Raw genomic sequence first — 13,966 nt, forward strand, 5'->3', positions numbered from 1 at the left:
TAGAAAACGTTTTTGAAAACCGATAGGTTTTCTCTGCAATTGTTTTTTGAAAGGCAAAGAATGAAATCAAACAGCAGGATTTTTGCTGCGCTCTCTGCTTTGGCAGTGGGCGTTGCTGGGATTGCCGGAATTGGTGCGGCGAGCGCTAATGCAGCTGAGACCGAATATCAGGTAAAGATTGGCGAAGCTACCAGTGAATCCAATAGTGGTTCGGGTGGTTTAGATGAAAATCTGAGTATCGTGGCCACAAACCCTAGGATTTTGGAAACGGAAATTTTAGCCGGTCAGGTTTACTCGGCGTGGGATGAACAAACTGCTTCGAAGGTGGGACTAACCCATCTAAAGGGATACCGTACTTCTGATGGGCGGGAAGGATATGGCTTCTGCATTGAACCCACAATTCCGACCTATCAAGGCGTTTCTTTCGAAAGCTCGAGTTTAGCCAACTATCAGAAAAAAGATCCAAATGTTGGTAGATATTTAGCTATTGTCCAAGCTGTTAAGAATGCTGATTCTTCTGGCATCGATGCGCAAAGAGTCAATCAGCGTTTTGGGGTCCATTTGACTCCTGAGGCGATCGTGTGGGCGGCTCAATACGCAATTTGGAGTATCTCTGATCCAGATTTCAAAATGCGAAGCGTTGAGTATAAACCCGGAAACAATCTGATCCTTCAAACTGTCTACAACACTAACGGTACGGCTATTCAGGGTACTCCTTCTAGCGGTGTCGGTCCGACACTGCCAGGCGGTCCTTTTGAAGGTAAATATCGTTGGTTCGATATTGATTACTCAAAAGCTAACCCCAAGCTAACCTATGAAGAACTGCAAGATGTTTACAAGCTTTACGAGGATTTATTTAAGCTTCCTGCAGTATCGGTTGGCGGTAGTTTCTCTAATGCTGGCGATTCCTTAAGCCTTGATATTACTGATGCCAAGGGAATCGTTAATGATGCTGGGGAAGGCGTAGTTACCTACAAGTTTTCAAAAGCTAACGCGGGTAATCCGGCATACTCTGTTGACGTGCTCAAAGGGGCCCGGTCGGTTGACGGCATCATGGATCAGTATGTTGAAAAGGGCGACGAGGCTTCCGTAAGGGTGATCATTCCTAGTTCGGAAATTGACTCAGATGGTCTTGAGCCTTTCACTGTAAAACAAAAGCTCAGTGGTGAGACCACCGGTAGTGGATCAGTTATCATGCATCCTGTTGAAGGGGGCTCTCAGACACAATCCATCATTACTCTAGGGCAGAATGTTCTGGCTACGGATACTGGAACAAGTGTTGCTGCACAGTCATTAACCTTCTCTAAGGAAGATGCGCCGTTAGTGCCGGAAAAACCGACTCCTGACAAACCCACTGTTCCCTCTGCGGAAAAGCCGTTTACTCCGGAGGTCCCGGTTGTCCCCGAAACTCTTGCGCCGGTTATTAAGACCACCGTTGCTGCTAATGGTACTTCGGCTTCTGCCGAGGCCGCTGCCCAGGTTTCTGCTGAAGTCGCCATTGCTGGTGTGGACGTGGTTGATACGGTTTCTTACCAGAATCTAAAGCCGGAAACTTACTACAAAGTTTCTGGTGAACTGTTTAAGGTTCAAGAAGGTAAGACCGTTGGTGAAGCGGTTGCTACTCAGAACGTAATTCAGAAAGCAACTGCTGAAAACGGAACCTTCAAGCTTGATTTCGGAAAGGTTCAAGGTCTTGAGCCGGGGGCGTCATACGTGGTTTTTGAAACCGTTACCCCGGTGACTGACGAGGCTGGTAAGACTGTAGACCCGTCCCGTAAGGGTGGAGTACACAAGGACCCGAAGGATAATTCTCAGACCGTCGTCATCACCGAGAAGCCCGAAGTTCCTGAAGCTCCGGTTGAGCCCGAGGCTCCAACCCCCATTATCAAGACCACCGTATCTGCCTACGATGCTGCCGCTACTGAAGATGCCCCTCTTCGCTCAGAAGAAGGCACCGCTCAGGTAACGGATATTATCGCTTACCAGAATCTTGTTAAGGGCACCAAATACCGGGTAGAAGGAAGCTTCTACGAGGTAAAGAATGGGGCGACTGTCGGAGACGCCCTAAAGTCCGTAACCGAGGTTAAAACTGCTGAAGAAAACAATGGCACCTTCGCGATTTACTTCGGCGCCCTTGAACTTCAAGCGGGGAAGATCTACGTAGTTTTCGAAAAGGTTATCCCGGTCACCGATCAAGAAGGAAAGAAGGAAGATCCTACCCGTAAAGGTGGAAAACATGAAGATCCCACTGCTCCTTCCCAGACCATTGTTGTAAATGAACGTCCAAAAGTGCCTACTGTTCCGGACGCTCCAGTTCCAGTCATTAAGACTACCGTTGTCGCTAACGGCGCTTCCGCTTCGCCTGAAAACGGAGTAAAGGTTGAAGCTTCCGAGGTTGCAAATGGGCTAAAAGTAGTAGATACCGTTTCGTACCAGAACCTAAAGCCGGAAACTTACTACAAAGTTTCTGGTGAGCTATTGAAGGTTCAGGATGGCAAAGCGGCTGGAAAAGCAGTCGCTAAGGCTCAGAGTGTTTACAAAGCCACTGCTGTTCAAGGAGAGTTTAAGCTTGATTTCGGAAAGGTCCAAGGTCTTGAACCCGGGGCATCATACGTGGTCTTCGAAACCGTAACCGCGGTGACTGACGCGGGTGGTAAGACTGTCGATCCTTCCCGCAAGGATGGAGAACATAAAGATCCGAAGGATCCCTCCCAGACCGTGGTGGTTGTGGAGAATCCTGCTAAGCCGGCCACCCCGGAAAAGCCCGCTAAGCCTGCTAAGCCGGCTACCCCGGAAGGTCCTGAAAATGTTTCGCCTAAGCAACCCACTAAGCCTTCAAGACCTATCAATCCGGAAAAACCGGTAGCTCCAGTAACGTCAAAGACTCCTGAGAATCCTGCTAAGCCGGCCACCCCGGAAAAGCCCGCTAAGCCTGCTAAGCCGGTCACCCCGGAAGGTCCTGAGGATGTTTTGCCAAAGCAGCCCACCAAGCCTTCACAACCTATCAATCCGGAAAAACCGGTAACGCCAGAAACACCTAAGACTCCGGAGTCTCCTGCTAAGCCGGCCAGCCCAGAAAAGCCTGCCAAGCCGGTAACGCCGGAAGCCCCGGGAAATGAAGCAACTGCTGAAACTCCTAAGGGCCCAGAAAAGCCAAAGAAGCCGAATACTCCGGCTCACCCGGCTAAACCAAGCGCTCCTCAGAACCCGGGTGATACCGCTCCGAACCAAAACACTAGTGTTCAGGAGCCCAAAGATGGTCTAGCAAGCACCGGTTCAGATTCACTGATCCTGCTAGGCGGAGCCCTAATACTCCTAGCTGGTGGCGTCGGACTGGTAACCGCATCCCGTCGCCGCTCCTAAAAGGAACACGAACACATAGTGTCCAACGCTAGGTAAGATGGTGGTCAGACTCGTTCTGACCACCATCTTTATTTGCCCGCTACCAATAACTCTAAGAAAAATATGCCAAACGAACCAAAGCCCAATGACGTCCCGAAGCATACTGAAAAGGTAACCCGGGTGGAAATCCCGGTTCCCGGCGCTCTGGCTGACCTTGGCATTATCAGGGTGCTGGCCTGGCAGACCCCGATGCGGATTAAGTTTCGTCGCATTACGGTCCGTGAGGGGCTTTGCCTTAAGGGGCCCGACGGCTGGGGCGAATGTAGCCCGTTTTGGGATTACGGGCCGGAAGAATCTTCGACTTGGCTGCGTTCTGCGCTTGAACTAGCCGGGGTGACGGGTTGGGGCACGGTCGGGAAAACAAACGGGAGCAAAAACGGTAGCCCTTTCAAAACCGGAGTCCCGGCAGCGCGGATTGATGCGGTACCGCTAAACGTAACCATCCCGGTTGTCACTCCTGATCGAGCTCAGGAACTGATTAAAGCTAGGCCCGGGGCTACCTGCGCGAAGGTAAAAGTTGCCGACCCGGCCAGCACCCTAGGGCAGGATTGTGAACGCTTGGCGGCGGTCCGTGAAGCCTTAGGCCCGGGCGCTAATATCCGGGTCGATGCGAATGCTGCTTGGGATCTAGAAACCGCCCTAAAAACCCTGCCTGAACTGGACCGGGCCGCGGCGGGTTTGGACTATGCGGAACAACCCTGCGCCCAGGTGGCAGACCTAGCGGTCTTGCGCCGAAAACTGGATATTCGGATCGCGGCAGATGAATCCGTCCGGCGTGCGACCGACCCCCTGGCGGTGGCCCGGGCTGAGGCCGCGGACGTCCTCGTCCTTAAATATCAGCCCTTGGGTGGGATTCGTCGAGCTGCCGAAATAATTGAGCAGGCCGGTCTGCCGGTAGTGATTTCTTCGGCCCTAGATAGTGCGCTGGGAATCTGGGCGGGCATGCGACTGGCTGCCAGTTTGGAGCAGCTAGATGGCCCGTGCGGGCTGGGAACTTCCACCCTGTTCGCGGGTGAACCTGCCGCCGCTCCCATAGTGGTTCAAAACTGTGCTCTGCCGGTGGACCAGGCCCGTCCGACTTTTGATGGCGTTCCGGTAGTGGGCCTAGGAGAGGGACAGGGCCCGGCAGCGGGTGAGGGCCTGATGACTGATGCGGTTTTGGCGCCAGCCTTGGATCTGCGTCAGCGCTGGGAACAACGCCTCACCCAGATGCTTACATACCTAGCAGAGTAGGCGCTTTAGCCTCTGCCAACCTAGCAACGTTCGCAAGTTTAAAATTCACAATCTTGGCCGTCCCCAAAAGGTATTGCGAACCGCTCGTTTAATAGCCTGATTGCTAGACTAGTGCCCATGAGTGAAGCCCAGCCCTGGTCCCAGCAACCTCCGTCAATACAGGTGGCACACGCCCTGATTACCTCACTATTGTCCAGTGGGGTCCGGGATTTAGTTTTAGCGCCCGGCTCACGAAACGCACCCATCAGTTATGTTGCCGCCGCGGCCGAGGCTGCGGGCCTCCTGCGCGTCCACCCGTGCGCTGATGAACGCTCGGCAGGTTTTTACGCCCTCGGTTTAGCGCGGGCCTCCCAAGCCTTCGGGGTGCGCGAGGAAGACCAAGAAGATTTCCTGGCTTCCTCGGCTACCTTAGATGCTCCACCTTCGTCGAGGGCCGCACAAGAAGTCCCGACCGCCGGACCGGTCGCGATTGCGGTCACTTCCGGGACGGCAGTAGCCAACCTGCACCCGGCAGTCCTAGAGGCGGCCGAATCTGCCACCCCACTATTGGTACTGAGCGCTGATCGTCCTCACCACCTGCGGGGGACCGGGGCCAACCAAACCACCAAGCAGGTGGGGATTTTTGGGGCTGCGCCAGTTTGGGATTTTGACGTCCCAGCCAGTTACCCACCCGCCCAAGTGCCCTCCCTGGTAAGGCGGGCCTGCAGTGCCGCCCTTGGATTGCTGTCAAATCAGCCCGGGCCGGCCCACCTCAATCTTTGTTTTGACGTGCCCTTGACGCCCCAGTTCCCCATGCCGGTTTTTGAGGCCGCGCCCCTGCGGCCACTACCGGGACAGTGGGCGGAACGTAGGCCGCAATCCCTGTCTACCCCGACCTTTGATCCCGGGTTCCCCGTCGACTTTAAACAGGTGCGCACGGTAGTTGTGGCCGGGGATTCTGCGGGTCCTGAAGCTTCGCATTTCGCGGCCCAAAACCACTGGCCGCTACTGGCGGAGCCGTCCTCGCGGGCCCGAAACTGGAACCTGTCGGGCGCCTTCGGTAATACCCTTTGTGCCCCGGTGGATTATCAGCGGGCACTGGGACTGCGGGAAGCAAGCGAACTGGCTAAGCAAGTCAAGCAGGTGGTCGTCTTCGGCCACCCAACTTTGAGTCGTCCCGTGACCAGGCTTTTGAGTAGCGCGGCGAAGGTAGTGGTCGCCGCTGATTACGCCACCTGGCCTGATGCGGCTGCGGCTGGATCTGATGTTGTTACCGCTACTGATCTGCTAGATCAATCCCGGGCCTTCCAGGCCGAAGGAGCCGGTCTGAAAGCTGCTGAAGCGTTATTTAACGAGGCTTCAAATCCCGGTGATGCTTCGGCAAGCAGCGCTGAAGTAGGGAAGTGGTGCCAAGCTTGGCTGACTGCGGCCACCCCAGAACTCGGGAAGGATCCGCGGGAAGAACTATGTGCCCGAATCTGGCAGCAGGCCGCTAAAGACGGCAGCATCTTAGTTGTTGGCGCCTCCACCCTGATCCGGGTCTTTGACCGGGTAGCTGGGGCTCTGCCGGAAATCGAGGGGGAACTACCTCCCGTGGTCTTCGCGAACCGGGGATTAGCTGGGATTGATGGCACTATTGCTACCGCAAAGGGAATTGCTGCCCATACCGGCCAGCCGGTCCGGGTGATCCTAGGGGATTTGACCTTCTTGCATGATGCCATGTCGCTGATTCCTACCCTTGGGGGTGGGCAGGATGAGAGTTCCCTGCAGTTGGTGCTGGTAGATGATGAAGGTGGCGCGATCTTTGCGGGGCTAGAACATGCCCAAGCCCCGAAGGAACTCTTCGAGCGTTGTTTCCGGGTGGGGCAGAAATTTGATTATCAGTCCTTCGCAAAGGCCGTTGGAGCTAGGTATTTAGCCCCTGAAAAAGACGATTATGGCTGGCTAAAAGAAGCCAATAAAACAGGGGTAGAGGTCGTTCATATTCGGGTTCCTTTCCCCTGTGACTAGGCAGACAAGATCAACTCTAGACGAATGATAACGATTGTGTAACAATAGATAACAAATAGATAACGCTTTTAGAGTTTTTGGCTTATTTAAGCCGAATAAGGAGGAACACGTGGATCAGCAAAACCCTCAGGGAATGGGTCCTCAGCAGCCAGTGAATGAAGGAATTGGGGCAACTCAAGAACTTCCCAGCTACCAGCAAGTCGTCAACCAAGACCAAAACTACTCGCCTGCCGCACCCGCTCCGGCCTACCCCCAGACTCAAGCTCAGACGCAAGCCCAGGCACAGCCCCAGGTACAGTCGGCAATGCCGGTATCGGGTCAGCCTCAACCTCAGGCACAGGGCCAAGCGCAGGTGCCATCCCAAACACAGGGAGCAGCACAGAGCCCAGCTCAAACCCAGGCACAGCCCCAACCTCAGCCGCAGCCGGTGCGGGGAAGCGAACCCGTGTTCTACCCCCAGCAAGTCCAGATACTTTCTGAACCCCCTCGTCGTCGCAATAAAGAAAAGCGCCGTCCCGGTTGGGTCTCACTAGCTGTCTGCACCCTACTGGCCGGCGTACTAGGATCCGGCATCACCGTCGGTGGCCTACAAGCCGGCGGCTACCTAAGCCCCTGGGGAAGCCGCTCCGTGGCCGCCCAACAAGACAACCGCGAAACCCAAGTAGCCCCCGTCGTAAACGCAAAGGGCAATGCCGCCAACTGGCAGGCAGTCAACGAAGCCGTCGGACCGACCGTAGTGCTCATCCAGGTCCGCGCCGGGAACTCCGGCGGAACCGGTTCCGGTGTCATCATTGACCCCGAAGGACACATCGTCACCAACTACCACGTCATCGCGGATATGGTCAATAACACCGATGGGCGCATGCAGGTCAAACTAGCGGACGGCCGCGTACTAAAAGCCAGCATCGTGGGAACCGATAAAGAAACCGACCTGGCCGTGATCAAACTAGATCAGGTCCCCAAGGGTCTAACCCACGCCCAGTTTGGCAACTCCAACGACCTGAAGGTCGGGCAGCCCGTCGCGGCCATCGGTGCCCCGCTAGAACTGCAGTCCACCATGACCACCGGCATTATCTCGGCCCTAAACCGACCCACAGTAGTTGCCGAACGCGACCGGGAAAACCCCGAAGGTGGCAGTCGAGTCTTCACCAACGCCATCCAAATCGACGCCTCCATCAACCCCGGTAACTCCGGTGGCCCCCTATTCGACGCACAGGGCAGAGTAATCGGAATCAACTCCTCGATCATCTCCCTAACCGCCAACGCTCAAGGCCAAGCCGGATCAATCGGACTAGGATTCGCCATCCCCTCTGACCTAGTAAAGAAGGTCGCCAACGCGATCATCAAGGACGGTCACTTTGAACACGCCCTACTAGGTATCGGCATCAAGGGTGGTGGCTCAGTCGAAATCGACGGCACCCTGCGAACCGGAGCATTAGTCGGAAACATCGACGAAAACTCCAAGATGGGCAAAGCCGGGCTGAAAGCAGGCGACCTGATCGTAGGAATCGACGGGATGCCCGTAAACGACGCCCAATCCCTAATCGGCTACGTCCGTCGCTATACCCCCGGTGAACAAGTCACCCTAGAGGTCTACCGTGATAAGAAGAAACTAGAAATCACCGGGCCACTAATCTCTGCAGATGCGGTAAATAGCTAAACCAAGCTACGCCCCTGCAAAGGCTGAAAAGCAAGCTCCAGCCCCGACCGGTTTTTTGTCTCCTGTTTTTCCGGTTGGGGCTAAAGCTTGCCCAAAACATTTCGGCTAATCGATCCCCAAGGCAGAGCGCATCGTCCCCATCTTGGTACCCGTCTCACTAAACTCATTAGCCGGAACCGAAGAAGGCATAATCCCCGCGCCTGCCAACAGGCGCCACTTCTGCGGGCTCCGCAAAGACGACTCCGGCACCTGCGCACAACGCAAAGCGATATTGAACTGGCCATCACCAGCCGGATCCATCCAGCCCACCGGGCCCGCAAAAGCACCCCGATCCATGCCCTCCAACTGCTCAATCAAAGCCGCCGCGGCCACCGTCGGCTGACCACAAATCGCGGCCGTCGGATGGAAATGAGCCGCCAACTGGGCCACATCCCGACCTTCGCAATGGCCAGAAACCTCACTCTGCAAATGCTCCACCTGCGGCAGCTTCAACAATCTAGCCGGGGGAGCCAAAATCTCAGAAATCCCCGCCGACTCCAAACGCCTAATCACCGAAGCGCGAGCCGCCTCATGCTCAGCCAGCTCCTTCGGGTCCTGCCAGAGCTCCTCGCCCCGACCAGCCGGCCGGGTACCCGCCAAAATCCGGGCAAAGAAACGCCCCTCATGAACCTGAGCCAAAATCTCCGGACTAGCCCCCACTAGGTCACCCACAGCAAAAGCCCAAGCCGAAGCATCCTGCCCCTCATGATCATCATGACCAACCAGGGCAGCTAAAACCTGCTCCACCGGCACGGGCCGATCCGCCTGCCAAAAAACGTCACGCGAAAGCACCACCTTCTGCGCCTGCCCAGCCTGCATGGCGGAAATCGCCTGCGCGACCTGCTGCTGCCACTCAGTCCCCGGCAGGGAGGCACCCGCCTGCTGCCACTGTGCCTGCGGGCCGGCAAGGTGGGGGACCGGCCCAGCCGACTTAGCGGCGGAAATTAAGGCGGCGGCCTCGTCCGCCCTAGAATCATGCCAAAGCAGGTAGGTCTCCAAGTAGGGCTGGCCCCAAAGTGCCAAGGTGGGCACTTCCAGCTTGCCCGACAAATCTGAATAATTGAAGGCGCCCAGAGCGCGAATAAAAGGACGCACGCCCTCGTCAACGTCCAAAGCGGCCGCCCACGCACGATAGTCGGCCGAGGCCGCCTCTAAGGTTCCCGTAAACTCAATCGTCGGCCCCCAAGAAACTACCGAGGGTCCGCGGCCAATCCAGGCCCGCACAGGCACCTGAGAATCCGCCGGGATCAGGGATAGCGCCCAACGCCCCCAAGGCTGCGCCATCCCCTTCGGGTGTGCGGGGGCGCCATAAACTTCAGGGGGCAAATCAAGGGCCAGAAGGTGCCAAGTGCCACTACTAACTGCGGATTGTGCGTTCATCAACGATAATTCTATGTGATTACCAAAATTGATGAATCTTGAAAGAGCCCAACATGACTAAAAAGGCAAGCTCCACTAAAGCTAAGCAGCAAGCAACCCAGGTAGAAAACCCGGAAACCCAGGACCAAGTCCTAGCAGAAGCTGCCGAAACCCTAGCGGAGCACGTCGACAAGACCCCCGAACGGGTGGCCTCCATGTTTGACTCCATTGCCGAACGCTACGACCTGACCAACGACCTGATGACGTTCGGCTGGGACCGAGTCTGGCGTCGCGCCGTCCGCCAAGCCGTCTACCCCCAGCCCGGAGACCAGATCCTAGACCTAGCCGCCGGTACCGGTACTTCTTCAAAGCACCTCGCGGCCTGGGGTGCGGACGTCACCGCCTGCGACTTTTCTGAAGGCATGCTGGCTCGCGGCCGCGAACTACACCCCGACCTGAACTTCGTCTGGGGTGACGCCATGGACCTACCTTTCGAGGACAATAGTTTCGACGCGGTCACCATTTCCTTTGGCCTGCGCAATGTGGCTGATACGAAGAAAGCCATGTCTGAGATGCTGCGTGTCGTGCGCCCCGGCGGGAAGCTGGTCATCTGCGAGTTCTCACGCCCTGTCTTCTCTCCCTTCCGCGCCGCCTACGACGCCTACCTCAAGACCATGCTGCAGGTCATCTCTAGGACCGTGCAGGAAAACGGGGAAGCCTACAGCTACCTGGCGGACTCGATCCTGCAGTGGCCCGACCAGGACGGCCTGGCCCACATGCTGATGGAAACCGGCTGGGAAGATGTCGAATACCGTAACCTCACCGGCGGGATCGTGGCCCTACACCGCGCGGTAAAGGGCGCCTGAGCCTTTATTTTTCCCGAGGGCGCGCGACCGCTTTTCGACTTTTCTCCACCCTGCTTCTGGGCCTCTCCACAGGGTCCAAAGTTGGGCAGATTTCGCTAATAAGGCGAAAGTCCTAAAAGTTGGCAGGGTTTACTTAGCGGGATATGGTTAGCAGTGTCACAATAGGTACTGCCTGATTGCTGAAAACCCGTAGGAGGATCGCATGCACCTAACCAGTAAAGACCGCAGTCGCCAGATCATTACCACCGTTATCGCTGGTATCGGTCTAGTTCTTCTGTTCATTAGCCGTTTTTCATTGGTCCAACCGCCCAAGGTTGAGGTAGTTGTCACCCAGGAGCACCTACTAGGCGCCACCGCCGTAGGTACCTGGTTAATGCTGCCCATCGCCCTAGGTGCACTGGCCTTCACAATCTGGCAGTGGTTCCCCAGCGCCAACACGATTGACTTCCAGCGCAAGTTCTGGCTATTCCCCGCCTGTGCAATCTTCCTGTTTGGCCTCTATGAACTATTCTCCACCCTGTACCTAAACTGGTTGGCTTACCTAATCCTGCTAGTCCAGGCAGTCGTGGTCCTAGTGCTACTACGCGCCCTACCGGCCAGCCCCCTAAACTTCAAGGGCACCGGCCCCGGTTCGCTACTAACCCTAGTCACCAACCTAACCTTCGGTCTACTAGGTGGTTGGACCGTTTACCTACTAGTTGCTGATCTAGCTCGTCCGCTAACCAACTACAGCTGGAACTGGTTCGTCCGTCACCTATTCGGCACCCTACTACTTCTTGTTCTAGGTGCCCTATTGATCCTAGGCGGCCGCTTCGTTGGTGAACGCCTGTCCTTCTACTTTGCTGGCATGTGGGCACTATTCTTCATCTGCATTGGCGACCTGTTCGTCTCTGGTGGAGCCGTCTTCGTCGGTCTAGTTGCCCTACTGGTCTTCTGTGCCGTAGTGGTCTACATCGTGACCGCCACCAAACGCACCAAGCTGAAGTTCTAAGAGACTAGCTAAAGTTCTCAAACAGAGCTGATAAAAAGTTCCGGCGTCCGCCCCAGTTGGGGAATGGACGCCGGAACTTTTTGCTATTCGAGCTACTTGTTTCAGCCCTGGTAGCGGTATACGTTGGTTTCGCGGGCCTGGAAGCCGCAACGCTGGTAGAGGCGGTTAGCGGCCTCGCGCGAGGGGCGTGAGGTTAGGTCTACGCTCTTTGCACCCAGTTCCTGGGCGTAAGCGACGGCAGCTTCAACTAGGGCGCGGCCAGCGCCAGTGCCACGGGCGCTTTCTTCCACGACGACATCCTCAATCCATGCGCGGGTGCCGGTGGGGATCTCAAAGACCACTAGGGAAAGCATGCCCTGAATGGGGGCCGGAAGGGTAGTGTCCACCTCGGGGGCGGCCTCTTCCTCGGTCTCTGCGCGGTACACGAATAGGTGCACGTTCGGCTGGTCGATTAGTGCTTCGGTGGCTTCGTACTCTAGCGGCTTGGCGCTAGTGGAGAGCTGACCGATTAGGTGATTGACAGCTTCGAAAACCTCTTCACTGCACTGGTCGATTAGTTCAATAGTCACGATTCTTTCCTTTCTTTAGAACTGTCCTCTACGCTACCAGCGTCTTTGCGGTGGCGGTGGGAATGATGCCCGTGTGGCAACAAATGGTCAGGTAAAGCGTGCGGTTTAAGCTCTGCCCGGATCGCTTCGCGAGCAGCTTCCTGAGCAGCCTTATCATTAGCCAGCTCATTCTTGAGCTGATCCTCAAGGTGGTGTAGCACGACCTGGCGGTCCTCGTGGACGCGGTGCGCAATGGTTTCCCAATCGCTGTCGGGGAACATCTCGTGAGCGCGATCCGCCAGCGCTTCGGTCGCAGCCTGAGCGCGGGCCATCATCTGGGCCAACTCTTCACGCTGCTTCAAGGCGGTCTCACGGGTCTCTTCATCCAGCGAATCCGGATCTACCTCAGAGGCCTCTAGCTGAGCCAAGGCAGCTTCCTTCACCAGTTTGCGGGTGGATTCTACGGCCTCGCGCGCTTCGTGCGCCTTCTGCTGGGCCGAGCGCACCTTAGTGGAGTCGTCCTTTTCGCTGTCCTTCTTATTTTCCATCAGCGCACCCAGCATGGGCATAATCAGGACCGAGGCCGCGCCGGCCACCACCAGGGTAGAGGCGGTTCCGGCTTCCATCACGCCCGAAGAGACCGCCACGGAGGTAACCGCGACGATCATCGGTAGGGAAGTGGAACTGTAGGTCGCAATCCGCAGGGCCTGACGGAAGCGAGTGAAGAACTTCGAATCCATCTCCAGGAAGGCGGCCATAAACACCGGGGTACCACGAACCAGCATTAGCAGGCCCACAAAGATGACGGCGGCAATCGGATTGTTCTTAATGCCGTCTAGTTCTAGCTCCATGCCGGTAGTAATGAAGAAGACCGGGATGAAGAAGCCATAACCAATACCGTCCAGTTTTTCTTCTAGTTCACGACGGCCCTGGGGTAGGGCCTGGCGGACGATGAAGCCCGCGGCGAAGGCACCCAGCACCACGTCCAACTGGAACAGGGAGGCAACCGTAATCAGCGCCACCAGCAGTAGTACCGTCAAACGCACGGTGGTCTGGGCGGTTGATTCGGCACCAAAGTGAATAATCTTCACTAGTTTCTGGCCGGCGGCCTGGACCCGGAGGGGAATCGTGCCAATCACAATGGCAATAACTAGGAAGGCCAGGACCAGCAGGGCGTTTAGCAAGGTACCGCGAACACCCAGCAGGATAGCCATGGCCAAAATGGGGAATAGTTCGCCAATTGTGCCGTGGTTGATGATTGACTTACCCACCTTGGTTTCCAGCATGTCACGGTCACGCAAGATGGGGATCAAAGTACCAAGGGCGGTGGCGGTCATGGCCAGTGAGAAAGCAATGCCTTCCCCAGAGAAGGGGCTGATTCCCGGCATGAAAGCGGTAACGACGAAGGCGGCGATCGCGGAAACGCCCCAGGCGCCCGCGGCTAGTTTGCCGGACCTGCCCTTGAGGCCGTGAACGTCAACCTCGAAACCGGCCAGCAGGAACAGGAAGCCTAGTCCCAGTTCGCGCAGTAGCTCGATTTCGTTACCCATGTGGGCAATGTCTAGGACGGCGGGGCCAATGATGACGCCGCCAGCTACTAGGACCACCGATTCGGGAAGTAGCCGCTTTGGCACCAGGAAAGAGAAGATTGGTGCGATGGTTGCTACTGCCACGATGGCTAGTAGGGAAATGAAAACAGACGAATGCATGGGGGTTATTCTCCCAGTTTCTATGAAGAAAACTCTAGTGCGGGGACCGAATTGCGGATATCCACGCACAACTGTGACCCATTTTACTGATCTTTTAAAAAGAAGGTGGAATAAACACAAGCTAAATAAAGTTGAGTCTAGTAGACGCAAGTTTGGGAAAATAAAACTTG

9 protein-coding genes are annotated in these 13,966 nt (G+C 56.2%); 6 read left to right on the forward strand and 3 right to left on the reverse strand.

Annotation, left to right across the window (positions count from 1 at the left end):
- Positions 1–60 precede the first annotated feature (60 nt).
- The 4 genes from BSR28_RS09030 (at position 61) to BSR28_RS05810 (ending at position 8,284) form a co-directional block, all read left to right on the forward strand.
- Positions 61–3,363, forward strand: coding sequence for a VaFE repeat-containing surface-anchored protein (locus BSR28_RS09030; protein WP_083563123.1), 3,303 nt, complete (start codon positions 61–63; stop codon positions 3,361–3,363).
- A gap of 102 nt (positions 3,364–3,465) precedes the next feature.
- Positions 3,466–4,635, forward strand: coding sequence for an o-succinylbenzoate synthase (locus BSR28_RS05800; protein ID WP_073713605.1), 1,170 nt, complete (start codon positions 3,466–3,468; stop codon positions 4,633–4,635).
- A gap of 117 nt (positions 4,636–4,752) precedes the next feature.
- Entirely contained in the window at positions 4,753–6,624 is a 1,872-nt protein-coding gene (locus BSR28_RS05805) for a thiamine pyrophosphate-binding protein (protein WP_073713606.1), read from the forward strand.
- A gap of 109 nt (positions 6,625–6,733) precedes the next feature.
- Entirely contained in the window at positions 6,734–8,284 is a 1,551-nt protein-coding gene (locus BSR28_RS05810; protein ID WP_073713607.1) for a S1C family serine protease, read from the forward strand.
- 105 nt (positions 8,285–8,389) lie between these two features.
- Here the strand turns inward: BSR28_RS05810 and BSR28_RS05815 are convergent, their stop codons facing one another.
- Positions 8,390–9,703, reverse strand: coding sequence for an isochorismate synthase (locus BSR28_RS05815; protein ID WP_073713608.1), 1,314 nt, complete (start codon positions 9,701–9,703; stop codon positions 8,390–8,392).
- A 53-nt stretch (positions 9,704–9,756) separates the two neighbouring features.
- Here BSR28_RS05815 and BSR28_RS05820 point away from each other — a divergent pair, with 53 nt between their 5' ends.
- On the forward strand, positions 9,757–10,548 hold the full coding sequence (locus tag BSR28_RS05820; RefSeq protein WP_083563125.1) for a demethylmenaquinone methyltransferase: 792 nt from the start codon (positions 9,757–9,759) through the stop codon (positions 10,546–10,548).
- Between the two features lie 202 nt (positions 10,549–10,750).
- Entirely contained in the window at positions 10,751–11,539 is a 789-nt protein-coding gene (locus BSR28_RS05825; RefSeq protein WP_073709312.1) for a hypothetical protein, read from the forward strand.
- Positions 11,540–11,640: 101 nt separating this feature from the next.
- On the opposite strand, the gene BSR28_RS05830 is transcribed toward BSR28_RS05825, so the two are convergent.
- Together BSR28_RS05830 and BSR28_RS05835 are read right to left on the reverse strand one after the other, a co-directional pair.
- Entirely contained in the window at positions 11,641–12,108 is a 468-nt protein-coding gene (locus BSR28_RS05830) for a GNAT family N-acetyltransferase (RefSeq protein WP_073709311.1), read from the reverse strand.
- Positions 12,105–13,796 carry a cation:proton antiporter gene (locus BSR28_RS05835; RefSeq protein ID WP_073713609.1) on the reverse strand — a complete coding sequence of 564 codons (1,692 nt, stop codon included), beginning with the start codon at positions 13,794–13,796 and terminating at the stop codon, positions 12,105–12,107. Before BSR28_RS05835 ends, BSR28_RS05830 begins: the two co-directional genes overlap by 4 nt.
- Between the last annotated feature and the right edge of the window lie 170 nt (positions 13,797–13,966).

This window comes from Boudabousia liubingyangii, assembly GCF_001907245.1.
Lineage (GTDB): Bacteria > Actinomycetota > Actinomycetes > Actinomycetales > Actinomycetaceae > Boudabousia > Boudabousia liubingyangii.